Genomic DNA, 24677 nt, shown 5'->3' on the forward strand with positions numbered 1-24677 from the left:
GGTTCAACCTCCGGCAGTCAGGGAAAGGTCAGAGTAGCCCCAATTGTTCGACCTCAGGGGCGCGCGGCAATTCCGGCAAAGGTGCCAGGCCCGGCAGGCGTGCCATCAGGCGCTGATGGAAACGCTGGGCCAGCGCCGCAGCCAGGCGATTGTCCGAGGTGTGCAGGAAGATATAGGGATTGCGGCCTTCTTCGATCCAGGCGGCGACTTTTTCTACCCAAGGGCTGAGGAAGGTGTGGTTGGCCTCCAGTTCCGGATGGCCGATGAAGCGAACCTGAGGGTGCTGGCTGAAGGCTGCCGGACGCGGTGGCACCCTGGGCTTCTTCGACTGCGCATGCAGCACGGCAGGGTCGCGCGAGGTACAACTGAACAGCGCACGCGGGTCGAGGCAGATGCGCTCCACACCGCGTTCGTGCAGCAGGCGGTTGAGCAGGCGTTCTTCCTCACCCTTGGCAAAAAAGGCCTGGTTGCGCACTTCCACAGCCACGGGCACGGCAATCTGATCGAGGAAGTGACAAAGCTCACCCAGCCGCGCCGGGCCGAACTGGGCCGGCAACTGCAGCCAGTAGGGTGATACGCGCTGGCCCAGCGGGGCCATCAGCCGGGTGAAATCGAAGGCAGGCTCAAGCTGGTCACGCAGGTCGCCCTCATGGCTGACATCCCGCGGAAACTTGGCAGTGAAGCGAAAGTGCTCTGGCATGACCTGCGCCCAGCGGGCAATGGTGCCGGGAGCGGGACGTGCGTAGAACGTGGTGTTGCCTTCGACGGCGTTGAATACCTGGCTGTAGAAGCCAAGCATTTGATTACTGTTGGCGTCAGCGGGGTACAGGTAGTCGCGCCAGGCGTTTTCGCTCCACGACGGGCAACCGAGAAAGTAAGGCAGTGGTAGGGGATTCATCCATCAAATGTACAGGTCGAGCCCCAGTACTTCCATGTCCCAGTCAGTAAAGCCTGCAGTGCTCAGGTAGCTGGCCAGTGCGGTGGCGGTGCGGCGGTCACGGGCGCGAGGGAAAACCATGTCCTGCTGGCGGGCTGGCAGGCCACCACCAGGGCGGCGGGCGGTGGCTTCCTGCGGGGCGGCTTCTGCCTCCTCGATCACCTCGGCATCGTCGATGGCCTCGTCACGCACCGCTGCTTTGCGCGAGAGGCGCTTGAGCGGGTAGGACTGCGATGAGAAACCGTCGATACGCATGGCATGAGCACTCAGGACCAATGATGGCAATTTAGCAGCATCAGAGTTCCGTCGCTAATGCTTGAGTGATAACTGGACCACAGATCGCGCAAAAGGTTTTAGCGTGTTCGGCGATAATCGACGAACAGCACTCAGTGCTTCTTGGGCGTGGCTACATTATCGCGCAGATAAACCGGTTGCGCCTGCTCGGCGACGATTGCCTCGCCACGGGCCCAGGCAAAGGTGGCCAGGCTGAGGACGTCCAGGGCGTTGGGCAAGGCACCCGGGTTGCTAGCCGCCACCTGTACCGCCAGGCGCTCGGCATAGCCCCATCCGGTACCGGCACCGAACCACTCGCCATTGCTGCCTGCCGGTAGCGCCACCTGCTCGGGCGGCAACACGGCTTCACGGCCGACCAGGCGCATTTCGCCCGCCGTGGCCTGGTAGCAGCCCCAGTACACTTCATCCATGCGCGCATCGATGGCAGCTGCCACCTGCTGCACGCCATGCTCGCGCAATGCACCCTGGGCCAAAGCGGCCAGGTTGGACACCGGCAGCACTGGGCGTTCGAGGGCGAAGGCCAGGCCTTGCACAACCCCGATGGCAATACGCACGCCGGTGAACGCGCCCGGGCCACGGCCAAAGGCAATGGCATCCAGCGCATTCAGTGCCACGCCAGCGTCGGCCAGCAGTTGCTTGATCATCGGCAGCAGCTTCTGGGCATGCATGCGCGGGATCACCTCGTAATGGCTGGTTACCTTGCCGTCATGCAGCAGCGCGACGGAACAGGCTTCGGTGGCGGTATCCAGGGCCAGCAGGGTGGTCATCGAACGGGTATCCAGATGCGAATGAAAAAGAGCGGCAGTATAGAGCAGCAGCGGCGTTGTGTCCCGAGGGGGCCGCTGTGCGGCCCATCACGCTGATTTCAAAGCCTGCACTGGCCCTGGAGGAGCGACCTTGCGTCGCGAAAAGGGCCGCAAAGCGGCCCCAGGGTTTCAGCGGTATCACACCATTATCTGGGGCTGCTCTGCAGCCCTTTCGCGACACAAGGCCGCTCCCACAGAAGCGGGCCGTTGTCGAGGTGCGTCAGGCGCCGGATCAGCTCAGGGCTGCCAGGACCTTGGCGGTGATGGCTTCAACCGAGCCGACACCTTCGATGTGGCTGTACTTCGGCTTGCCACCATTGGCAGCCGACAGCTTCTGGTAGAAATCCACCAGCGGCTTGGTCTGGCTGTGGTAGACCGACAGGCGATGGCGAACGGTTTCTTCCTTGTCGTCGTCACGCTGGATCAGGTCTTCACCGGTCTCGTCGTCCTTGCCTTCCACTTTCGGCGGGTTGTACTGAATGTGGTAGGTACGGCCCGAGGCCAGGTGCACGCGGCGGCCAGCCATGCGGCCGACGATTTCTTCGTCGTCCACGGCAATTTCGACCACGGCATCGATGTCGACACCGGCAGCGACCATGGCTTCGGCCTGTGGGATGGTGCGTGGGAAGCCGTCGAACAGGCAGCCGTTGGCGCAATCAGGCTGAGCGATGCGCTCCTTCACCAGGCTGATGATCAACTCGTCGGAGACCAGCTGACCGGCATCCATGACTTTCTTCAGCTCCAGGCCCAGCGGGGTGCCGGCCTTGACGGCGGCACGCAGCATGTCACCGGTGGAGATCTGTGGAATACCGAACTTTTCGGTGATGAACTTTGCCTGAGTACCTTTACCGGCCCCGGGAGCTCCCAGCAGAATTACGCGCATCTTGTGCTCCTCAAATTTTTTTATGAAATTCAATGGATTCGGCAACCAGGGCCAAGTCCGGAAAATCGGGTATGACCATAAATCGGTCAGAAGGCTGCTCAAGATACACAGCGCCCGGCAGCCAGACAAGCGTCCCAAAGTTGCAGGAATGCGCCACTTGCGGCTGACCGGGCAGGCGGTTGCGCCCGGCGCAACCACCCTTCCCGACATTGTGCCGGGCCTGTATGACACTCGCCAGGCATGACCCGGGCTTGCCCTTAGCCGGTGTTGCGCAGCCCGGCAGCAATACCCGCCACGGTCACCAGCAAGGCCTGCTCCAACGGGCTGTCCAGAGCGGCTTCGCGGCTGCGCGAGCGGGCCAGCAACTCTGCCTGCAGGCGGTGCAACGGGTCCAGATAGGTATTGCGCAGGCTAATGAATTCCAGTGTCTCGGGGCTGTGCGCCAGTAGCACCGGCTGCCTGGTCAGGCCCAGCACCACCTGGCACGACTGCGACAATAGGTCGCGCAGGTGCGCACCTAAAGGGAGCAAGTGCGGTTGCACCAGACGTTCGTCGTAGGCCTCGGCAATTTGCGCATCCGCTTTGGCCAGTACCATTTCCAGCATGTCGATTCGGGTGCGGAAGAACGGCCATTGCTCGCGCATTTGCGCCAGCAACTCCCCCTGACCACGGGCCAAGGCATTGGTCAGCGCCGTTTCCCAGCCCAGCCAGGCCGGCAGCATCAGCCGTGTCTGGGTCCAGCCGAAGATCCACGGGATGGCCCGCAGGCTTTCGATGCCCCCGGCACGACGCTTGGCCGGGCGGCTGCCCAACGGCAGGCGCCCCAGCTCCTGTTCTGGCGTCGACTGGCGGAAGTACTCGACGAAATCGGGATTCTCCCGTACCACGCTGCGGTAGGCCTGGACACCATCGGCGGCCAACTGGTCCATCACCTCACGCCAGGCCGGCTGCGGGGGCGGTGGTGGCAACAGCGTGGCTTCAAGCACGGCAGCCAGGTACAGGTTGAGGTTTTGCTCGGCGATGCCCGGCAAACCGAACTTGAAGCGAATCATTTCACCCTGCTCGGTGGTGCGGAAACGCCCCGCCACCGAACCCGGCGGCTGCGACAGGATCGCGGCATGGGCCGGGCCGCCGCCTCGCCCGACCGTACCGCCACGGCCGTGGAACAGCAGCAGCTCGACCTGATGCTCGGCACAGATGCGCACCAGGTTTTCCTGAGCCCGGTACTGCGCCCAGGCAGCAGCCGTGGTGCCGGCGTCCTTGGCCGAATCGGAGTAGCCGATCATCACTTCCTGCGGGCCGCGCAGGCCCGCGCGGTAGCCCGGCAGGCCAAGCAGGCGCTGCATGACCGGGCCGGCATTGTCGAGGTCGGCCAAGGTCTCGAACAGTGGCACCACACGCATGGGGCGGGTCAGGCCGGCTTCCTTGAGCAACAGTTGCACCGCCAATACATCCGAGGCGGCACCGGCCATGGAGATGACGTAAGACCCCAGCGAGGCGGCCGGCGCAGCGGCCACTTCCCGGCAGGTCGCCAGCACTTCGGCGGTGTCCGCTTGCGGCTTGAAATGCGCAGGTAACAGGGGCCGGCGGTTTTTCAGCTCGGCCTGGAGGAACGCGATGCGCTGCTCCTCATCCCAGTCGGCGTAACGCCCCAGGCCCAGGTAATCGGTAATCTCGGTCAGCGCATCACGGTGGCGGGCAGCGTCCTGGCGTACGTCCAGGCGGCCCAGGAACAGGCCGAAGGTCACCGCACGACGCAGGCAGTCAAGCAGCGGCCCCTCGGCGATCACGCCCATGCCGCATTCGTGCAGTGACTGGTAGCACAGCTCCAGCGGCGCGATCAGCTCGCGGTTGTCCACCAGCACGTCGGCACCGGCCGGTTGGTTGCTGGTCAAGGCCGAATGCGCCCATGCGCGTGTCGCACGCAGGCGGTCGCGCAGTTGCTTGAGCACAGCGCGGTAGGGTTCGGCACTGTCGCCAACCTGTTTGCGCAGGGCGTCGTTGGCCTGCTGCATGGACAACTCGGCGGCCAGTGCATCGATGTCGCGCAGGAACAGGTCGGCGGCCATCCAGCGCGCCAGCAGGAGTACTTCGCGGGTGACGGCAGCCGTTACATTGGGGTTGCCATCCCGGTCCCCACCCATCCACGAGGCAAAGCGAATCGGCGCGGCCTCCAGCGGCAGGCGCAGGCCAGTGGCCTCCAGCAGGGCCTTGTCGACCTTGCGCAGGTGGCTGGGGATAGCATGCCACAGTGAATGCTCGATCACTGCGAAACCCCACTTGGCCTCGTCTACCGGCGTAGGCCGAGTACGGCGGATTTCCTCGGTGTGCCAGGCCTCGGCGATCAGCCGGCGCAGGCGTTCACGCACTTGCTGGCGTTCTGCCGAGGTCAGGTCACGATGGTCCTGCGCGGCCAGTTGGCCGGCGATCGCGTCGTACTTCTGGATCAGCGTGCGACGGGCCACTTCGGTGGGATGTGCGGTGAGCACCAACTGGATATCGAGCTTGGCCAGTTGCCGGGCCAGGGCATCGTTGCTGTGGCCGGCCTGCTTCAAGCGCCCCAGCAGCTCGGGCAGTACCTGCGCTTCGAACGGCTCGGGCTGGTCAGCGTCGCGGCGGCGGATCAACTGGTACTGCTCGGCCATGTTGGCCAGGTTGAGGAACTGGTTGAAGGCCCTCGCTACAGGCAGCAGGTCTTCTTCGGCCAGGTCCGCCAAGGTTGAGCTCAGCTGCTCACCCGGGCCACGGCGGTCGGCCTTGGCACTGTGGCGGATGTCCTCGATTTTCTGCAGGAACGCATCGCCGTGCTGTTGGCGAATGGTTTCGCCAAGCAGCTCCCCCAACACATGGACATCTTCACGCAAACGCACATCGATATCGGTCACTGGCGCTCTCTCCGTTGCATCCCTCTCAGCCTTGGCGCGCCCTGTGCCAGAGCGGGGTAACCCGTGAAGAGCCCAATGTGGTGCCTGGCACCGGCGTTGCCGGTGTTCGCGGGTAAACCCGCTCCTACAGGGGGGCGGTATCCCCCAAGAGTGCCCACAGCCGGGCGACGATGGCAAGCCGTGATCGGCCAAACCAAACTAAAGTGAAAGCACAGCACTCCCATGCAGTGCAGCCTTTCCAGGCGTCAACAGAGGTCATCATGAAAATCCGTGAACTCGCCCAGCACTGGGAACAGAATGCCGCCGGTACCCTCAGCCGTACCGGCCATGTCCTGCATCTGGACCTGGAGTCCGAAGCGCGCCTGGCCGCGCTGATCGACATGTACCCCAAGCGCACCGCCGAAGAACTGCTCGGCGAACTGGTCGCCGCCGCCCTTGAAGAACTGGAAGCCAGTTTCCCCTATGTGCAGGGCCGCCAGGTCATCGCCACCGACGAAGAAGGCGACCCGCTGTACGAAGACGTTGGTCCTACGCCGCGCTTTCTCTCCCTGTCCCGCCAGCACCTGCACAACTTGAGCAACGCGACAGTCGACACCGACAAATAATCCTGCGCCCCAGCATTCCGGGCCTGCTCAAGGCCCGGAATACCGCTCCAGCCTGGGAAAGTTCCAGGCAAATCGCACTGACCGATCAGTCAGAAATAGTTATTCGATTACAGCGCTTTTTTCTGAACTATTCGAAAAACGTTCGAGTCGGAGCCAATAGCCATCACGCTAAAACCCTGCACACTGCCCTCGTGCACCGTTAAGCTGAAGCGCGCGGTTTTGTCAGGGATTGAGCGATGGACTGCTACGGACATCGTCGTTATCAGGAGTGATCCAATGGAGCTGACCACCATGAAGACCCGCACTAGCCAACTGTCATCCACTCATGTGCGCGGGTTCAAGCTGGCCGCGCTGGCGCTGGGCAGTAGCCTGGTCCTGGCCGGCTGTGCGGGCAATCCGCCCACCGAGCAGTATGCCGTTACCCAGTCCGCCGTGAACTCCGCCGTCAGCGCTGGCGGTACCGAGTTCGCCGCCGTGGAAATGAAAGCGGCTCAGGACAAGTTCAAGCAAGCCGAAATCGCCATGCACGACAAGAAGTACGACGAGGCCAAGCGCCTGGCCCAACAGGCCGAGTGGGATGCCCGCCTCGCCGAACGCAAGGCCCAGGCAGCTAAAGCCCAGAAGGCCGTGCAGGATGCCCGCCAGGGCGTTCAGGACGTACGTGAGGAAGGCCTGCGCAGCGCTCAATAAGCCCTGCCCCGCCAACCTTAGCCTTCGCACACGATCAAAGGATGAACACTATGCGCAAACACGTCATGATTCCCGCCCTGCTGGCCCTGAGCGTCGGTCTTGCTGCCTGCTCGCACGATCCGAATGCCAACCTGGAATCGGCCCGCACCAACTTCTCCTCGCTGCAGAGCGACCCGCAAGCGAGCAAAGTCGCGGCACTGGAGACCAAGGACGCCCAGGACTGGCTGAACAAGGCCGACAAGGCCTACATGGACCGTGAAGACGAGAAGAAAGTCGACCAATTGGCCTACCTGACCAACCAGCGCGTCGAAGTGGCCAAACAGACCATTGCCCTGCGCACCGCCGAAGCTGAACTGAAGAATGCCTCGGCCCAGCGCGCCCAAGCCAAGCTGGATGCCCGCGACGCGCAGATCGCCAAGCTGCAGGACAGCCTCAACGCCAAGCAGACCGACCGCGGAACGCTGGTGACCTTCGGCGACGTGCTGTTCGACTTCAACAAGGCCGAACTCAAGAGCAGCGCTTACCCGAACATCACCAAGCTGGCCCAGTTCCTTCAGGAAAACCCGGAACGCAAGGTGATCGTCGAGGGCTACACCGACAGCGTCGGCTCGGCCAACTACAACCAGACCCTGTCCGAGCGCCGTGCCAACAGCGTGCGCATGGCACTGGTGCGTGCCGGGGTAGATCCGGCGCGTATCGTTTCCCAGGGCTATGGCAAGGAGTACCCGGTAGCGGACAACTCGAGCAACTCGGGACGTGCGCAGAACCGTCGGGTGGAGGTGACCATCTCCAACGACAACCAGCCGGTGGCACCACGCTCGGTGAGCCAGGTTCAGCGCTAAGGCTGGGTAGCTGAAAGGACAAGCCCCGCGATCGACGCGGGGCTTTCTTTTGCCTGAACTCGCCTCTTCGCCCATGCAGCGCACCGCGCGCTTGCGGTTGTCCACCAGCACGCCGGTCAGGCCTTTCTGCTGGGTGTCGAACAGCACCAGCACGCCGTCGACGCACTGGGCCACTTGCGGCGCCGGGTCCAGCGATACCTTGTAGTCCTCGCCGGGGATGGTCTTGAGCATGGTGAAATCCTGCAGCAGCAGGGCATCTTCGGGCTTGGCGAAATGCAGGTAACCGTAATACCACAAGGCCCCCACCGTCACGATGATGCTACCGACGCCGGTCAGGATCAGCGGGATGGCGTTGCGTTCTTCACTCATTGCTTGTTCTTCTCGTCAGGGAAATTGGGCACTTCGGCAAGCCGCCGCAGGCCGTTGAAATGGCTGGGGTCATCGAGGAACCGCAGCATCACCTGGCGCCAGGTAGGGTCGGCGAAGGTCTGCACGTGCCCCCCCCGGGTCAGTTGCAGCACCCGCGGTGGTGGCGCGTGCTGATACAGGCGGATGCCGTTGTCCATCGGCACCAGGTTGTCGTCGATGCTGTGGAAAAACAACTTGGGCGGGCTGCTCAATCGCTCGATCGAGCGGATCGCGCTGTCGCCGTCCGGCACTAGCCACGACAGCGGAACCTGCAATGGCCAGGTCATCCAGGAGGTGCTGAGCGCAAAGCGCCCCACCGCGCGGTAACTGGCCGGCACGCCATCGAACACCAGGGCGCTGAAGCGCTGACGCTGCTCGGGGTGGGCCGCCAGGTAATGAATGGCCATGGCACCGCCCAGGCTCTGCCCCAGCAGTATCAGCGGCTTGCCCTTGACCTCGGGCGCCTGCTCCAGCCAGGCCATGGCTGCAGCAATGTCCTGGTACACCTCCGGCAGGCTCGGCTGGCCCTGAGACAAGCCATAGCCGCGGTAATCGATCATGAACACCTGGTAGCCCTGCTCCGGCAACCAGTAGCTCCCCCCCAGGTGCCCTGGCAGGTTACCGCCGTTGCCGTGCAGGTGCAGCACCGTGCCCTTGACCTCGACCCCGGCCTTGGCTGGCAGCCACCAACCGTGAAGGCGGATGCCATCAGCAGTGGTCAGCGTGACATCGCGGTATTCCAGCTTGGCGCGCTCCGGGGTGAAGGCCTGACCACGCTCGGGGTAGAACAACAGGCTGCTGCAGCCGCCAAGGCTCACCAGGACCAGGCCGAGGACGAGCAGGCGGCAGTGCTCAGAGAATGTTCGCGTAGTCGGCTTCAATGCGATCCAGGCTCAGGTGGTTGAGGAAGTTGGAGAAGCACATCCAGGCCGACAACGCACTCAGGTCGCGGAACTGTTCAGGCAGGTACTTGGGCGGCTCGACCAACCCTTCCTCGACCAGTTGGCGCAGGGTACGCATGTCTTCCAGGGTGGTCTTGCCACAGAACAGCAACGGGATCTGTTCAAGTTTGCCCTTCTTCACGGCCAACTGAATGTAGTTGTAAACCATGATGAAGCCCTTGAGATAGGACAAGTCCTTGGTGAATGGCAGGCCGTTGGGTACCGACCCGCGGAACACCCGGCTGGCGTTGCTGTAGCTCTGCGCCATCTCAAAGCCCTGCTCGCGGAAGAAACCGTAGACCTGCATGAAGTCTGCACCCTCCTCGACCATGTGGATGGCACGGGTGCGGTTGGTGAGCTTGCGCAGGCGGCTGGGGTAGGAGGCAAAGGCGATCACCTCCATGAGAATGGCCAGGCCCTCCTGGGTTACCGTCGATGAGGGCGGGCCCTTGGCCAGGAAGGTGCAGATCGGCTGGTTCAGGCCATTGAGCGTGGTGCCGACATGCACCAACCCTTCATGCACCTCCAGGGCGCGCACATCGCGGGCGTTGAACATGGCATCGGCACGCACCTTGATGTAGTCGGCACCGGCTGCGGCATCGGCGACGATACCGTCGGACTCGAACACGCGAATGGTCCCTTCAGCCTCGCCGAACACGTTGTTCAGCCGGTGCTGGAGGATCTCCACCGCCTCCTTGGCGGTGAGATTCTTTGGCTCATCCTTGAGGTCACCACGGCCATCGATGTTGTTCAGGTAGTCCGACAGCATCAGGCCAAGGTCGGCCAGGGTCGGGTCACCGGCGTGGAAAGCATCCGAGGCGGCGCCGTACAGCTCCTGGGAGATCAGGCCGAAGTCCTCGGTACCGCGCGCTTCAAGCATGCGCACCACCATGCGGTATTCGCGGCACATGCGCTTCATGATCTGCCCGACCGGGTTGAACTGGCCCAACTGGCGAATGATGTCGCGCTCGATGCCCTGGAACTCGGCCTTGACCGCGCTGGAGTCGAACGACAGCGGACGCGATTGGTAGTAGGCACGATCAACCGCCGGCGGCTCCTTGCCCTTGGCCTTGAGAAAGCCCTGGCGGATGTTGTCGTCCCACTTCACCGCGTCCAGGACCCGGATAGGCGTCTGTGCCGCGACGATGCGGTCGGACAGGGCGCGGATGGTTTGCTGGTATTCGTCCACCGGGGACTCCTTTCTAGTACACGAAACCTGTACCGGCCTCTTCGCGGGCAAGCCCGCTCCTACAGGGATATCAAGAAGCCCAGGCCTGGCAAGGCCCCTGTAGGAACGGGATTGCCCGCGAAGAGGCCGGTACAGGCCACTACTTGCCGGAACGCTGGAACCGCGCCACTTCAACGAACAGGTCGGAGTTGGCCGGGTCGTCCAGGTAGGCCAGCACCCGCGCCGCCGGGCTATCGATCAGCACGCCATCGCCGTTGTCGTCCGGCACTTCGGTACTGCGACCGGTCAGTTCCTTGTTGTCCACCGCCTGCTGTACCTGCTCGACATCCAGGTTGTAGACCACCAGCTCCTTGCCATCGACGATATCGAAGCCGCCAATCAGGAAATTGCCACCCAGGCGCTTGGGCACGCCAGCCGACAAGTACCAGCGGTTGCCATGGCGTGACACGGTGAACACGTACTCTTCAGGCGCCTTGCCCTTGGCCGTAGCCACTGCCTTGTAGGCGTCGCCACCGCTACGGCTGATCACCAGTTTCAACGGCTCCCCCCAGGCGTCCTTGCTGCTCCACTTGCCAAGCAAGGCCTTGGGCGCTGCCTGGTTGCTGGGCAAAGGCTCATGGAAGGTCACCAGACAACCGCCCAGCAGCAGGAATGACAAAGTCAACAACACCACACGCCAGGCTTTCATCAGGTTCTCCTTGAAAAGGTCGTTCTCGGCTCAGGCCGATGCCAGCACCAGCTGCAGGTATCGGGTAAGCATAGCGAGCATCTGCCCATCGGCTTGCGCATTCGCTTGCTTGAGCAGGCCTTGATATTCCAACTGCTCGATAATCGCCGTCAACATCTGTGCATCCTGCTCCGGCTGCCGCGAGCCCACGACCTGCAGCAATTGCCGGGTGCCGTGCAGCAGGATCTGCTCATGAGCGCACACCAGCTCAGCCAGTCGCGGGCACAGCAATGCTTCCTGGCGGAAAGCCTGCTCGGCCATCAGGAAGTCACGGCGGTTCAGCAGTTGCCGCTGAACGTAGTCGGCGGTCATGCGCGCCACCTCGTCAGCCAGCCGCGCCCGGGCCTGCGGGCTGCCATCGCCCTGTGCCAGCAACTGGCGCAACACCACCTCGGTGTTGGCCCACAGCTTGGCCATGTAAGCCGCACTGCGCTCGACGTACTGGGCAAAGGTATCGGTGAGCAGGTCCTCGATGTCCTTGAAGTAGTAGGTGGTGGCCGACAATGGCACGCCGGCCTCGGCGGCCACTGCCCGGTGGCGCACACCGCGCACGCCATCGCGCACGACAATGCGCATGGCGGCATCGAGAATCAACTGGCGACGCTGTTCGCTGCCTTGGCGGGCAGTCTTGCGGCCTTGGTATTGCACGCTTTCGGCGACGGCGGTGGCGATGCCGGCGGCGCCTTGGTCAGGCATGGCGGGTGTCACGGGGGATACCTCATGGGCGGTGTTTCGTCAGTGCTGGCCCCTTCGCGGGTAAACCCGCTCCTACAAGGCCTTTGTAGGAGCGGGTTTACCCGCGAAGAGGCCGGTACTGACAACATAAAGCTTCAGGCAAGAAAAAGCCGCCTCGAAAGGCGGCTCGTTCAGCTCACTCAGGCCTGCGGACGCATGTGCGGGAACAGGATGACGTCGCGGATCGACGGCGAGTTGGTCAGCAGCATCACCAGGCGGTCGATGCCGATGCCTTCACCGGCGGTCGGCGGCATGCCGTACTCCAGCGCACGAACGAAGTCGGCGTCATAGTGCATGGCTTCATCGTCACCCGCGTCCTTCTCGGCCACCTGGGCCAGGAAGCGCTCGGCCTGATCTTCGGCATCGTTGAGCTCGGAGTAGGCGTTGGCGATTTCGCGGCCACCGATGAACAGCTCGAAACGGTCGGTAACGGCCGGGTTGTCGTCGTTGCGACGGGCCAGCGGCGACACTTCGAACGGGTACTCGGTAATGAAGTGCGGCTGTTCCAGCTTGTGCTCGACCAGCTCTTCGAAAATCATCACCTGCAGCTTGCCCAGGCCTTCATGGCCCAGCACCTTGGCGCCGGCCTTCTTGGCAATCTCACGGGCGCGGTCGACGTCCTGCAGGTCGGCAGCGGTCAGCTCCGGGTTGTACTTCAGGATCGAGTCGAACACCGAGAGGCGTACGAACGGCTCGCCGAAGTGGAAGACCTTGTCGCCGTACGGTACGTCGGTAGAGCCCAGTACCAGTTGCGCCAGCTCGCGGAACAGTTCCTCGGTGAGGTCCATGTTGTCGCGGTAGTCGGCGTAGGCCTGGTAGAACTCGAGCATGGTGAATTCAGGGTTGTGACGAGTCGAAACGCCTTCGTTGCGGAAGTTACGGTTGATCTCGAACACTTTCTCGAAGCCACCGACCACCAGACGCTTGAGGTACAGCTCCGGCGCGATACGCAGGAACATGGCCATGTCCAGGGCGTTGTGGTGGGTTTCGAACGGCTTGGCTGCCGCACCGCCCGGGATGGTCTGCAGCATCGGCGTTTCGACTTCAAGGAAGTCACGCTCGATGAGGAACTTGCGGATGTGCGAGATCACCTGCGAACGCACACGGAAGGTGTGGCGGGTTTCTTCGTTGACCATCAGGTCGACGTAGCGCTGGCGGTAGCGCTGCTCGGTGTCGGTCAGGCCGTGGTGCTTATCGGGCAGCGGGCGCAGCGACTTGGTCAGCAGGCGCACGTTGGTCATTTCGACGTACAGGTCGCCCTTGCCGGAACGGGCCAGGGTGCCTTCGGCGCTGATGATGTCGCCCAGGTCCCAGGTCTTGACCGCGGCCAGGGTTTCTTCCGGCAGGGTCTTGCGGTTGACGTAGACCTGAATACGGCCAGTCATGTCCTGGATAACCATGAACGAGCCACGGTTGAGCATGATGCGGCCGGCTACCTTGACCGGGATCGCGGCTGCTTCCAGCTCTTCCTTGGTCTTGTCCGCGTATTGCTTCTGCAGGTCGTTGCAGTAGCTGTCGCGACGGAAGTCGTTGGGGAAGGCATTGCCCTTGGCACGCTCGGCGGCAAGTTTTTCCTTGCGCAGGGCGATCAGGGCGTTTTCTTCCTGTTGCAGGTCTTGCGATTCGGTCTTCAGGTCGCTCATGTCGTCATTCTTTCCATCAGGTATTCGTTGCCCGTTCCGGGCAGGGCACGCGCTACCGGCGGCTGGCCAGATAGCGCGGCATGGGTGTGCGGCTTACAGGCCCTGCTTGAGGCTCGCTTCCAGGTACTGGTCAAGGTCGCCATCGAGGACCTTCTGGCAGTCGCTGCGTTCGACGCCGGTACGCAGGTCCTTGATGCGCGAGTCATCCAGCACGTAGGAGCGAATCTGGTGGCCCCAGCCGATGTCCGACTTGCTGTCTTCCAGCGCCTGCGAAGCGGCGTTGCGCTTCTGCATTTCCAGCTCGTACAACTTGGCCCGCAGCATTTTCATGGCGGTGTCCTTGTTGGCGTGCTGGGAACGTTCGTTCTGGCAAGCCACCACGGTGTTGGTCGGTACGTGAGTGATACGTACTGCCGAGTCGGTGGTGTTCACGTGCTGGCCACCGGCACCGGAGGAACGGTAGGTGTCGATGCGCAGGTCGGACGGGTTGATCTCGATTTCGACCTTGTCGTCGATCTCGGGCGATACGAACACCGCCGAGAACGACGTGTGGCGACGGGCACCGGAATCGAACGGGCTCTTGCGCACCAGGCGGTGCACGCCGATTTCGGTGCGCAGCCAGCCGAAGGCGTATTCGCCCTTGATGTGCACGGTTGCACCTTTGATACCGGCCACTTCACCTTCGGAAAGCTCGATGATGGTGGCATCGAAACCACGCTTGTCGGCCCAGCGCAGGTACATGCGCAGCAGGATGTTGGCCCAGTCCTGCGCTTCGGTACCACCGGAACCGGCCTGGATGTCCAGGTAGGCGTTGTTCATGTCCATCTCGCCGCTGAACATGCGACGGAACTCAAGCTGGGCCAGGTTTTCTTCCAGGCTTTCCAGCTCGGTCACGACGTCGCCGACGGCGCCCTCGTCATTTTCTTCGACGGCCATGTCGAGCAGGTCCTGGCAGTCACCCAGGCCGTTGGACAGCTTGTCCAGGGTCTCGACGACCTGGGCCAGCATGGCACGCTCGCGGCCCAGTGCCTGGGCGTACTCAGGCTTGTTCCAGACGTTGGGGTCTTCCAGCTCGCGGTTGACTTCGATCAGGCGGTCATGCTTGTGATCGTAGTCAAAGATACCCCCGAATTGACTGGGAACGCTCGGTGAGGTCCTTGATGGTGTTCAGGATCGGTTGGATTTCCATGGGCTGGCTACTCGCGCGAATTCGGTGAAAAGCCCGCGAGTATAACGCAGTCGGAGGCGCGGCGGCAGACCCGCCCGGCAGGGAAACCCCACAGGTTTGGAGCATGCCGATCACGGCGAAAACCACAAACGCAGACAAGCGCCAGAAATGTGCTGACTGGGAATAATTGGAACGAGGAATTTCAGAGGTTTTGCATGCGCGCTCCCTGTCGGAACTGGCATTTCTGCCAGTTGCACGCATCAGCGGCAGCTATTCAACTCTTACCTCGTAATACCGACCTGCAATCCCATCCAGGCGAGGCCAAAATGAATGCCACCAAAATCATCGAAATTTACCCTAAATCAGCCACAGGCAGCGAATGGAGACTTAAAGGTGAGTTCGGCACCCTGACCATACCGAAAGAAAGAAACGGCTCGCTCAGCCTTAAAGCCATAACCAACCCAAGCGGCACCCCTACAAAATACAGATTCGAGATGAATATTCTCTTCCCTGGCGTCGAGGGTGGGTCCCAGGAAAGCCTGGAGCAAGTCAGGACGGAGTTCATCTTCGCGAGCTCAATCAACCGCATAGAACATAGCGTCGACCAGAAATTGGTCACCTATGATTACTACGGCGATGACAATACGCTCAAGGTCAAGTCCATTTATCCGTGCAAGGTCGCCTACCAGCTTGTCTACAAGAATGGCGACATGGTTATCTTTCACGGCCCTACAAGGTACATAGAAATCGTGGAGTGAGCGTTATAAAAACAGGGGTATCGATACCGCCAGCCATCTTCGTCAACATGCTGAACAGTGCGCGCTGGCGGTATTCGCCCCTCAAGCAACGCCCACTTGGTTCCGGCCGCTGTTCTTGGCCAGATACAGCCCCTTGTCCGCCGCCGAAATCAGCTGCCGGCAATGGCTGCCGATGGTCGGGGTCTGGGTCGCCAGGCCGATGCTCACCGCCAGGCACGAGTCGGCCACCGGAGCGGAATGCGGAATGCCCAGGCCCAGTACGGTCTGGCGCAGCTTCTCGGCCACCAGCCGTGCCCCGCCTGGCGAGGTGTTGGGCAGCACCAGGGCGAACTCTTCGCCACCATAGCGCGCCGGCAGGTCGGTGGGCCGCGAGCAGGAGCCACGAATGGCCTCGGCGACCTTGCGCAAGGCCTCGTCACCGGCCAGGTGGCCAAAGCTGTCGTTGTAGGCCTTGAAATAATCGACATCGATCATCAGCAACGACAACTGCTGCTGTTCACGCATGGCCCGGCGCCACTCCAGCTCCAGGTATTCGTCGAAGTGCCGGCGGTTGGACAGCCCGGTCAGGCCATCGGAGTTCATCAGCCGCTGCAGCATCAGGTTGGAATCAAGCAACTGCTGCTGGCTGACGCGCAGGGCACGGTAGGCCTCGTCGCGCTGCAGCAGGGTCAGGTAGGAACGCGAGTGGTAACGGATGCGTGCCACCAGTTCGATGGTGTCAGGCAGCTTGACCAGGTAGTCGTTGGCCCCGGCGGCAAATGCCGCACTCTTTACCAGCGGGTCTTCCTTGGTCGACAGGACGATGATCGGGATGTCCTGGGTCACCGGGTTGTTGCGGTACTCGCGCACCAGGGTCAAGCCGTCCAGGCCAGGCATGATCAGGTCTTGAAGAATGACCGTGGGCTTGATGCGCATGGCCTGGGCCACCGCCTGGTGCGGGTCGGCACAGAAGTGGAAGTCGATGTTGTCTTCATCGGCCAAGCCACGCCGCACCGCTTCGCCGATCATTGCCTGGTCATCGACCAGCAGCACCATCGCCGAGTTCTCGTTGGTGGTCGCGAAACCTTCGATCGGTAAATCATTCATCATTGTTCACCCGATCACTACCGGCCTGGCGGCGTGATTCAATACATTTCGTCATTTTGCGAAAAATTCAGTCAAGCGCCCGGCTATGCGTTCCAGCGGGCGAATTTCCACCGCGGCATCAATAGCCGCAGCAGCCTTGGGCATGCCGTACACCGCGCTGCTGGCCTGGTCCTGGGCAATGGTCAGAAAGCCCTGCTGACGCATCAGCTTCAGGCCCTGGGCACCGTCGCGGCCCATGCCGGTGAGCAGCACGCCCACCGCATCACCATTCCAGTAACGTGCCACGCTCTCAAAGAACACATCGATCGAGGGCCGGTAGATTTCATTCACAGGTTCGGCAGTGTAGGCCAGTTGGCCGCTCTGTAGCAGGCGAATGTGGTGGTTGGTACCGGCCAGGAGTACCTGCCCTGGCTGCGGCGGTTCGCCTTCACGGGCCAGGCGCACCGGCAGGCCTGCTGCGCTGCTGAGCCATTCGGCCATGCCTGCGGCAAACACCTGGTCCACATGCTGGACCAGCACGATGGCCGCCGGAAACGCGGCCGGCAAACCCTTGAGCAGCACTTCGAGTGCTGCCGGCCCCCCCGCCGAAGACCCGATTGCCACCAACCCGCGGCGCTGGGAAGCCTCGCGCAGCGGCGCAGCCACCGACCTTGCGGCAGGTGCCCGCTGCTGGCCGACCAGCCAGCCAATATTGAGGATCTTGCGCAGCAATGGCGCCGCTGCTTCGCGGGCATCGCCAGCGCCGAGCGCAGGCGTGTCGACCACATCGAGAGCGCCATGGCCCATGGCCTCGAATACCCGGTGTACGTTCTGTTTACGGTCGACCGTCACGATGACGATGGCGCACGGGGTTTCGGCCATGATCCGCCGGGTCGCCTCGACACCGTCCATCACCGGCATGATCAGGTCCATGAGGATCAGGTCCGGTAACTGCTCGGTGCAGCGCTGCACCGCCTCGGCACCGTTGCTGGCCACCCACACAACCTGGTGGGCGGGCTCCAGGGCGACCGCCCGGCGCAACGCTTCGACGGCCAGGGGCATGTCATTGACGATGGCGATCTTCATCCCTGAGCACCTCCGATCAGCTCCACCACAGCATCCAGCAACGCATCGTCGTGGAAACTGGCCTTTGCCAAATAGTAGTCGGCGCCAGCGTCCAGCCCGCGCCGTCGGTCTTCCTCACGGTCTTTATAGGACACCACCATCACCGGCAACGACTGCAGGCGCTGGTCGCGACGCACCAGGGTAACCAGCTCGATACCGTCCATGCGCGGCATGTCGATGTCGGTGATCAGCAGGTCGAAGTCCTCACTGCGCAGGGCGTTCCAGCCGTCCATGCCATCCACCGCCACCGCCACGTCGTAGCCACGGTTGCCCAGCAGCTTGCGCTGCAGTTCGCGCACGGTCAGCGAGTCGTCGACCACCAGGATACGTTTGCGGACAGCGCCACGGGCTCCGCTGCTGCCGCGCTCGATGCGCTCCAGGCTGCCGGTGCTGAGCAGTTTTTCCACCGAGCGTAGCAAGTCTTCGACATCGACAATCAGGACCACCGAGCCATCATCGAGCAAGGCGCCGGAGGAAATGTCCTGCACCTTCCCCAGGCGTGGGTCGAGCGGCATCACGACCAGCACCCGCTCCCCCACCAACCGCTCCACGGCCACCCCGTACAGCTGCTCGCGCTCACGAATCACCACTACCCGCAAGCTGGCTTCGTCGCTTTGCCCCGCCGGGCGATTGAGCAACTGGCTGGCCGCCACCAGGCCAATATGCCGGCCTTCGTGCCAGAAGTGCTGGCGCCCTTCGATCTGCACGATCTGTTCGGCGGTCACTTCCAGCGTGCGTTCGATATGCGCCAGCGGGAAGGCGTAAGCCTCCCCGCCCACCTCGACCACCAGGCTGCGAACGACCGACAGGGTCAGCGGTACCTGAAGATGGAAGCGACAGCCCTGCCCTGCCACCTGGGTCAATTCGATCGAGCCGCGCAGCTCGCGGATCAAGTGCTGCACCGCATCCAGCCCCACACCGCGCCCGGACACTTCGGTAACCTTGTCACGCAGGCTGAAACCGGGCAGGAACAGGAACGTCAGCAGCTCCGCCTCACTCATCCGTGTCACCGTGTCAGCGGGCGACAGGGCGCGCTCGACGATGCTGCTGCGCAGGCGCTCCAGGTCGATACCGGCGCCATCGTCGACCAGCTCCAGGCTGAGCATGCCCGCCTGGTGCGAAGCCCGCAGGCGGATCACCCCCTCGTCCGGCTTGCCCGCCAGCAGGCGCCGCTCGGGCAACTCGATGCCGTGGTCGACGGCATTGCGCAACAGGTGGGTCAGCGGTGCTTCGAGCTTTTCCAGCACATCGCGGTCGACCTGGGTCTTCTCCCCTTCCACCACCAGCCGCACCGGCTTGCCCAGCGAACGGCCCAGGTCGCGGACCATCCGGCTTTGCCCGGTCAGTACGTCGGCAAACGGCCGCATCCGACAGGCCAGGGCGGTGTCATACAACAACTGCGCACGCTGACTGGCCTGCCAGCCGAACTCATCCAGGTCGGCAGCCTGCTGCTGCAGAATCTGCTGGGTCTCTGCCAGCAGGCGCTGGGTCTGTGCCAAGGCTTCGAGCACCTCACTGCCCTGCCCCGTGCCTTCCAGTTGCATGCGCAAGCCGTCAAGCGCCTGCATACCTTGGCCGTGCATGCGCTTGAGGCGCTGAAGGGTAGCCAGGTATGGCTTGAGCCGCTGGGTTTCCACCAGCGACTTGCTGGACAGGTCAAGCAGGCTATTAAGGCGGTCAGCTGTGACACGCAGTACCCGCTCAGCACCTTCGCCAGCGCGCTTGCCAGCCTTGCGCCGCAGGGCGGGTTCGGGCTCTGGTTCCCGCGGTCCGGCTGGCATTACCACAGGTGCAGGCGGCAGGGTTGCCAGCGGCGGCTCCGGCGGCACGGATGCAGCCAGCGGCACCACAGGCATGGCAGAGGCGCCCGGGTCGAGCAGGCTGGCCATTTGCGCAAGAAACACCGGCAAGGTCGCCTGCGCACCGGCATCGCCGGGCGTGGCAATACGCATCAACAGGTCGGTACCTTGCAACAGCGCGTCAATATGCTCGGCGGTCAGCCGCAGTCGGCCTTCCTGGGCCGCCACCAGACAGTCTTCCATCACGTGGGCGACACTGACGCCAGCATCCACCCCGACAATGCGCGCTGCCCCCTTGAGCGAGTGGGCAGCGCGCATGCAGGCCTCGAGCTGGTCGGCCTGAGTAGGGTTGCGTTCCAGTGCCATCAGGCCGGCACTGAGCACTTGGGTCTGCGCCTCGGCCTCCAGGCTGAACAGTTCGAGCAACGATGCGTCGCGCATTTGCTCTGGGGTCATGACAGACTCCGCTGCACGGCAGACAGTAAATGTTGATCGTCCAGAACCCGCACGCTGCGGCCGCGCCACTGCAAGACTGCGGCGGTGAAGCGTGTGGCGTCCCGGCCACTGCCCAGCAACTGCGGGTCGAGCCGGTGAATACCGTCGATTTCCTCGACAGCCATCACCACCGGCCCACCTTCGGCGGCCAGAATCAGCATACGGGGCATCGCCCGTGCGCTGCGTTGCTCGGTGGAGCCGGCCTGCACGCCCAGCAAATCAGCCAGTGACAGGCACGGCACCAACGCACCGCGTACATTGGCAACCCCGTGCAGCAGCCGCGAGCGCTGGTGCGGCAATGAATGCACCGCCTGCAGCGGGGCGATTTCGGCCAGGCAGGCGGTAGCCAGCGCCAGCCACTCTTCGCCCAGGCGGAACAGCAGCATGGAGCGACCGGTGTTTTCCGCGTCCGGCTGCACCGCCGCAGCCTGGTGCTCCTGCACCAGCGCATAGCGGTCGAGCAAACGCGTGGCCGCAGCGGCATACACCTCGCAATTGCGGCAATGAACATGCCGCTCCAGCAGTGGGCACTGCTTGTCGCCGCGCACGCCAATACGGTTCCAGCAGTCGTCGATGTGCGCGTCATCCTCGGCGAGCAACTGCATCGCGGATTCACTGTTCATCGTTCAGACTCCCGGCCAGCCCGCGCCGCGCGCGCCTGAAGGCGCCGAGCGCCGGCCAAGTCACCCTGGGCCGCCAGCAAGGCGGCCAGGTGCACCAGCGCCTCGGGGTGCTGTGGTTCCAGGTACAGGGCCTTGCGATAGTGGCTCAGCGCCTGCTGCGCATCGCCTTCGGTATCACTGAGCAACCCCAGCCAGTAGTACACCTGTGCCGACGGCGGGTACTGGCTCAGGTAGCGCTCGCATTCGCTACGGGCCTGCTCGCTGGCACCGGCATTGGCCAGCCGGGCAATGCCGGCCAGCAACTCACTGGCCCCCTCGTGGCTGTGCTCCCGGGCTGGCGCTGGCCTGGCCGCCACCGGCAGCACACGCAGCGAACGCGGCAACGGCACACTGGGCTGCGGATAAACCGGTGCGGGCAACGTCGTGAACGCACGCTTGGCGGGTTGGGCGGGTGCCGCTGCCAAGGGGGCGCTGTCGCCTTCATGACGCACATAGGCAAACGACTGGGCGATCCCCAATGGACGCATGCCCATGCGTGCCAGCAAGCTGCCTTCGGCCGGGCCGATGAACAGCACACCCTGCGGATGCAGCAACCGCTTGAGCACTTCGAACACACGCTGTTGGGTCGGTACGTCGAAATAGATCAACAGATTGCGACAGAACACGAAGTCATACAGGCCGTCGCGGCTGGCCAGCGCCGGGTCAAGCACATTGCCCACCCGCAGGCTGACTTGCTGGCGTACCCGCTCATGCAGGCGGTGGCCTTCGTCCAGAGCATCGAAGTAGCGCTCGCGAAAACCCAGTTCGCTACCCCGGAACGCATTGCGCCCATACACCGCCTGCACGGCCTTGGCTACCGAACTTGGGCTGATGTCCATTCCATCGACAAGGAATGCCCCAGGCGCCATGCCGGCGTCAAACAAGGCCATGGCCAGCGAATAGGGTTCCTCGCCAGTAGAACACGGCAGGCTGAGTAATCGCAGCGGGCGCGCGCCAGCCAGTTTAGCCAGGCGTTTATGGGCCAGGCTGGCCAGCGCAGTGAAGGATTCGGGGTAACGGAAAAACCAGGTTTCCGGGACAATCACCGCTTCGATCAGCGCCTGTTGCTCATCTGCCGACTGCTGCAGGCGCAGCCAGTAATCGTCCAGGTCCATCGCGCCCGCAGCCACGCAACGTTGGCGCAGCGCGCGTTCGACCATGGGCGCGCCCACCGACTCCACGTCCAGGCCAATACGCTCGCGCAAGAAGCGGAAGAAACGCTGTTCGTTCATGTTGGCATCCCTGTCGGGTCTTGCGTGTACAGCAATGCGTGCACGGTGTCGGGCAGCAGGTCATTGACTTCGATGCGCTGCAGCAGCCCCTGGGCATCCTGGCGCACCGGGCCCAAATAAGGCGCTTCACCGGTGTCCACCCCATAGGGCTGGAACTCGTCCGGTTGGCAACGCAGGGTTTCGGTGGCCTGCTCCAGGATCAGGCCAAGCTGCAGGCCGCCTCGGTAGTGCACCAGTACCAGGCGGGTGCTGGTGCGTTGCACCGCCGGCTGGCCAAAGCTCAAGGCGGCAAGGTCGATGACCGGAACCAACTGGCCACGATGGGCGAGGATGCCCGCGACCCAGGCAGGTGCCTGGGCGATCGGCTTGAGCGGCTGACGCGGCAACACTTCGATCACCTCGTGCACGCTCAGGGCAAAACGCTGCTTTCTGATGCGAAACTGCAGGTACAACGCCCCCTCGGTGTTCGCCGCCCGCGCGGTGCGCAGTTGCAAGTCGTTCATCGCGGTCAGACTTTGAAGCGCGACACGCCGCCACGCAGGCCCGCGGCCACCTGGCTCAGCTCATCGATGGCATAGCTGGCCTGGCGCAGCGACTCGACAGTCTGGGTGCTGGCATCGCTGAGCTGGGCCAGTGCCTGGTTGATCTGCTCGGCACCGGTGGCCTGGGCCTGCATGCCTTCGTTGACCATCAATACGCGCGGCGCCAAGGCCTGCACCTGGTGAATGATCTGGCTGAGTTGCTCGCCCACCTGTTGCACCTCGAACATGCCGCGGCGCACTTCTTCGGAGAACTTGTCCATCCCCATGACACCGGCCGACACTGCTGACTGGATCTCGCGCACCATTTGCTCGATGTCGTAGGTGGCCACGGCGGTCTGGTCGGCCAGGCGGCGCACTTCGGTCGCGACCACGGCAAAGCCGCGGCCATATTCACCGGCCTTTTCCGCTTCGATGGCGGCGTTGAGCGACAGCAGATTGGTCTGGTCGGCAACCTTGACGATGGTTACCACCATCTGGGTGATGTTGCTGGCTTTCTCGTTGAGGATACCGAGCTTGGCATTGACCAGGTCGGCAGCGCCCATCACCTGGTGCATGGTCTCTTCCATGCGTGCCAGGCCCTGTTGCCCGGAGCCTGCCAGACTGGATGCCTGATCAGCCGCCGTCGTCACTTCGGTCATGGTGCGCACCAGGTCCCGCGAAGTCGCGGCGATTTCCCGCGAGGTGGCGCCAATTTCGGTGGTGGTGGCGGCCGTCTCGGTGGCGGTGGCCTGCTGTTGCTTGGACGTGGCGGCAATTTCGGTGACCGAAGTGGTCACCTGCACCGACGAGCGTTGGGCCTGGGCCACCAGGTTGGCCAGTGCCTCGGCCATTTCGTTGAAGCCGCTTTCGATGGCACCGAATTCGTCCTTGCGATCCAGGCTCAGGCGCATGCTCAGGTCACCGGAACGCAGCTTGTCGAGGGCATGCACGATACGCTGCATGGGCGCTGTGATAGCGCGCAGCAGCAACAGGCCGCAGATGCCGGCAGCGACGATTGCCAGCAGCAGTGAGACCACCATGCTGCCCTTTGCCGTGTTGACTGCGTTGACGATATCGTTGGTGGCGGCATCGGCAGAGGCCCGATTATTCTCGATCACTTCATTCAGGTGCTCGCGCCCATCCTTCCAGGCCGGAGTGAGGACCTCGGTGATCAGCCGCTGGGCCTCGTCGTAGTTGCGCTGACCGTACGCATCCAGCACCTGGTTGACGATTTTGAGGTAGCTTTCTTCCAGTTGCACGAAGCTGTCGAAGCGGGCCTGGTCGTCTTTGTCCTGGATGGTGGCCTGGTAGCTGGCCATGTATTGCTTCAGCCGGTTATCGAAGCTTCTGAACAGTTCCAGGTCGGCCGAAGTGATTTCACGATGGTTGGACAGGCCCACCAGTTGCTGGCTGGTGACGTAGCTGTCGACCCAGGCGCTGCGAATCATCGAGCTGTAGTAGACGCCAGGAATGCTGTCGGTCCCCACTGCCTCTTCGGCGGTTTCGATAGCCACCAACCGCGAGTAGGCGGCCACGATCATCAGCAGCATGATGGCGATGATCACGGCGAAACTTGCCAGGATCCGTTGGCGCAAGGTCCAGTTCTTCACATTCAGCCCTCAGGAATTCACAACGAGCGGGAAAAATCGCCGAAGTATAGCCCAGAGGTCTTACGGTTTATCGGGCGAAATGCGCGGATTGGGTAAAAGCTGGCCAGGGCTTGCCGTGACATTTTCCGCGCTCGGTTCGACAAGCGCAGAAAATGTCATGACAAGCGCTGCTACTGCGCAACCGCCTCCCTCACCTGGGCCTCCAGCGCCTGGCGCAAGCCCGGGTCCAGCCGCAGCTGGCGTGCCAGCTCGTCCAGGTAGGCACGCTCCATGAAGTTTTCCTGATCGACCATCATCACGCTGGCCAGGTACATCTCAGCAGCCATCTCCGGTGTTTGCGCAGCACGGGCCACTTCGGCCGGGTCCAGCGGCTTGTTCAGCTCGGCATGCAGCCAGTGCTGCAATTCGCGGTCGCTGTCCAGGCGCGTGAATTCGCCCTCGATCAACGCCCGCTCGCGCTCGTCGATATGCCCATCGGACTTGGCCGCCGCCACCAGGGCGCGCAGTACCGCCTGGCTGTGCTGCTCGGCCTGGGCCGGCGGCAGGCGGTCGAGGGTTTGAGGCTCGGCTGCGGCCCCCCGCTGGTTTGCCTGCCAGTTGCCGTAAGCTTTATAGGCCAGCACCCCCAGCGCGGCGAGGCCACCGTAAGTCAGGGCT

Annotated in this window: 22 protein-coding genes and 2 pseudogenes; 4 read left to right on the top strand and 20 right to left on the bottom strand. The window is 63.2% G+C overall.

What is annotated here, in order from left to right; translation table 11 throughout:
• Positions 1-28 precede the first annotated feature (28 nt).
• The 5 genes from ACK59Z_RS17295 to ppc all read right to left on the bottom strand — a co-directional run bounded on the left by ACK59Z_RS17295 (position 29) and on the right by ppc (position 5805).
• The gene (locus tag ACK59Z_RS17295; protein ID WP_003252235.1) at positions 29-898 is read right to left on the bottom strand and encodes a DUF72 domain-containing protein; all 870 of its coding nucleotides are present in this window, start codon (positions 896-898) and stop codon (positions 29-31) included.
• Between the two features lie 3 nt (positions 899-901).
• Positions 902-1192 (bottom strand): hypothetical protein, encoded by a 291-nt coding sequence (locus ACK59Z_RS17300; RefSeq protein WP_003252232.1) that lies wholly within the window; start codon positions 1190-1192, stop codon positions 902-904.
• Positions 1193-1323: 131 nt separating this feature from the next.
• A complete protein-coding gene (tsaB, locus tag ACK59Z_RS17305) occupies positions 1324-1998 on the bottom strand; it encodes a tRNA (adenosine(37)-N6)-threonylcarbamoyltransferase complex dimerization subunit type 1 TsaB (protein ID WP_003252230.1) in 675 nt (224 codons plus the stop codon).
• 271 nt (positions 1999-2269) lie between these two features.
• Positions 2270-2920, bottom strand: coding sequence for an adenylate kinase (gene adk, locus ACK59Z_RS17310; RefSeq protein ID WP_004575467.1), 651 nt, complete (start codon positions 2918-2920; stop codon positions 2270-2272).
• Between the two features lie 257 nt (positions 2921-3177).
• A complete protein-coding gene (gene ppc, locus ACK59Z_RS17315; RefSeq protein WP_108190577.1) occupies positions 3178-5805 on the bottom strand; it encodes a phosphoenolpyruvate carboxylase in 2628 nt (875 codons plus the stop codon).
• A 260-nt stretch (positions 5806-6065) separates the two neighbouring features.
• Here ppc and ACK59Z_RS17320 point away from each other — a divergent pair, with 260 nt between their 5' ends.
• From ACK59Z_RS17320 to ACK59Z_RS17330, 3 genes are all read left to right on the top strand, one after another.
• Entirely contained in the window at positions 6066-6410 is a 345-nt protein-coding gene (locus ACK59Z_RS17320) for a hypothetical protein (RefSeq protein WP_003252225.1), read from the top strand.
• 276 nt (positions 6411-6686) lie between these two features.
• Positions 6687-7100 (top strand): DUF4398 domain-containing protein, encoded by a 414-nt coding sequence (locus ACK59Z_RS17325; RefSeq protein WP_003252223.1) that lies wholly within the window; start codon positions 6687-6689, stop codon positions 7098-7100.
• Between the two features lie 50 nt (positions 7101-7150).
• A complete protein-coding gene (locus ACK59Z_RS17330; RefSeq protein ID WP_003252221.1) occupies positions 7151-7942 on the top strand; it encodes an OmpA family protein in 792 nt (263 codons plus the stop codon).
• A 63-nt stretch (positions 7943-8005) separates the two neighbouring features.
• Here the strand turns inward: ACK59Z_RS17330 and ACK59Z_RS17335 are convergent.
• The 7 genes and pseudogenes from ACK59Z_RS17335 to prfB form a co-directional block, all read right to left on the bottom strand.
• A pseudogene (locus ACK59Z_RS17335) lies at positions 8006-8311 on the bottom strand (hypothetical protein); the annotation flags it as partial.
• Positions 8308-9231, bottom strand: a complete 924-nt coding sequence (locus ACK59Z_RS17340) for an alpha/beta hydrolase (RefSeq protein WP_409293510.1) — start codon at positions 9229-9231, stop codon at positions 8308-8310. The gene ACK59Z_RS17340 and the pseudogene ACK59Z_RS17335, both read right to left, overlap by 4 nt.
• Positions 9203-10480, bottom strand: a complete 1278-nt coding sequence (locus ACK59Z_RS17345) for a flavohemoglobin expression-modulating QEGLA motif protein (protein WP_003252215.1) — start codon at positions 10478-10480, stop codon at positions 9203-9205. Before ACK59Z_RS17345 ends, ACK59Z_RS17340 begins: the two co-directional genes overlap by 29 nt.
• A gap of 139 nt (positions 10481-10619) precedes the next feature.
• The gene (locus ACK59Z_RS17350) at positions 10620-11168 is read right to left on the bottom strand and encodes a hypothetical protein (protein WP_014754305.1); all 549 of its coding nucleotides are present in this window, start codon (positions 11166-11168) and stop codon (positions 10620-10622) included.
• Positions 11169-11198: 30 nt separating this feature from the next.
• The gene (locus ACK59Z_RS17355; RefSeq protein ID WP_003252210.1) at positions 11199-11903 is read right to left on the bottom strand and encodes a TetR/AcrR family transcriptional regulator; all 705 of its coding nucleotides are present in this window, start codon (positions 11901-11903) and stop codon (positions 11199-11201) included.
• A gap of 179 nt (positions 11904-12082) precedes the next feature.
• Positions 12083-13585: a lysine--tRNA ligase gene (lysS, locus tag ACK59Z_RS17360; RefSeq protein ID WP_003252208.1), complete on the bottom strand. Its 1503-nt coding sequence runs from the start codon at positions 13583-13585 to the stop codon at positions 12083-12085.
• A gap of 93 nt (positions 13586-13678) precedes the next feature.
• Positions 13679-14774, bottom strand: a protein-coding gene (prfB, locus tag ACK59Z_RS17365) for a peptide chain release factor 2 (RefSeq protein WP_061405587.1) whose coding sequence is annotated in 2 segments (ribosomal slippage) — positions 13679-14701 and positions 14703-14774 — 1095 coding nt in all. Because the reading frame shifts where the segments join, the coding sequence is not laid out codon by codon here.
• A 305-nt stretch (positions 14775-15079) separates the two neighbouring features.
• Here prfB and ACK59Z_RS17370 point away from each other — a divergent pair.
• Complete coding sequence (locus ACK59Z_RS17370) at positions 15080-15511, top strand: hypothetical protein (RefSeq protein WP_014860543.1); 432 nt, start codon at positions 15080-15082, stop codon at positions 15509-15511.
• 62 nt (positions 15512-15573) lie between these two features.
• Here ACK59Z_RS17370 and ACK59Z_RS17375 read toward each other — a convergent pair.
• From ACK59Z_RS17375 to ACK59Z_RS17410, 8 genes and pseudogenes are all read right to left on the bottom strand, one after another.
• Positions 15574-16600: pseudogene (locus ACK59Z_RS17375) on the bottom strand (diguanylate cyclase); the annotation flags it as partial.
• A gap of 48 nt (positions 16601-16648) precedes the next feature.
• The gene (gene wspF, locus ACK59Z_RS17380) at positions 16649-17662 is read right to left on the bottom strand and encodes a Wsp signal transduction system protein-glutamate methylesterase WspF (protein WP_012053572.1); all 1014 of its coding nucleotides are present in this window, start codon (positions 17660-17662) and stop codon (positions 16649-16651) included.
• The gene (locus tag ACK59Z_RS17385) at positions 17659-19956 is read right to left on the bottom strand and encodes a hybrid sensor histidine kinase/response regulator (RefSeq protein WP_014860540.1); all 2298 of its coding nucleotides are present in this window, start codon (positions 19954-19956) and stop codon (positions 17659-17661) included. The genes wspF and ACK59Z_RS17385 overlap by 4 nt, the downstream gene beginning before the upstream one ends.
• Entirely contained in the window at positions 19953-20618 is a 666-nt protein-coding gene (locus ACK59Z_RS17390) for a chemotaxis protein CheW (protein ID WP_003252198.1), read from the bottom strand. Before ACK59Z_RS17390 ends, ACK59Z_RS17385 begins: the two co-directional genes overlap by 4 nt.
• Positions 20615-21889 (bottom strand): CheR family methyltransferase, encoded by a 1275-nt coding sequence (locus tag ACK59Z_RS17395; RefSeq protein WP_409293511.1) that lies wholly within the window; start codon positions 21887-21889, stop codon positions 20615-20617. The genes ACK59Z_RS17390 and ACK59Z_RS17395 overlap by 4 nt, the downstream gene beginning before the upstream one ends.
• Positions 21886-22392 carry a chemotaxis protein CheW gene (locus ACK59Z_RS17400; RefSeq protein ID WP_108190459.1) on the bottom strand — a complete coding sequence of 169 codons (507 nt, stop codon included), beginning with the start codon at positions 22390-22392 and terminating at the stop codon, positions 21886-21888. The genes ACK59Z_RS17395 and ACK59Z_RS17400 overlap by 4 nt, the downstream gene beginning before the upstream one ends.
• Before the next feature lie 5 nt (positions 22393-22397).
• Complete coding sequence (locus tag ACK59Z_RS17405) at positions 22398-24020, bottom strand: methyl-accepting chemotaxis protein (RefSeq protein WP_108190460.1); 1623 nt, start codon at positions 24018-24020, stop codon at positions 22398-22400.
• Positions 24021-24190: 170 nt separating this feature from the next.
• Positions 24191-24677, bottom strand: a 487-nt coding sequence (locus ACK59Z_RS17410) for a tellurite resistance TerB family protein (RefSeq protein ID WP_409293512.1), incomplete at its 5' end; no start/stop codon positions are given.

The organism is Pseudomonas sp. KCJK9058, assembly GCF_046230975.1.
Classification (GTDB): Bacteria; Pseudomonadota; Gammaproteobacteria; order Pseudomonadales; family Pseudomonadaceae; genus Aquipseudomonas; species Aquipseudomonas alloputida.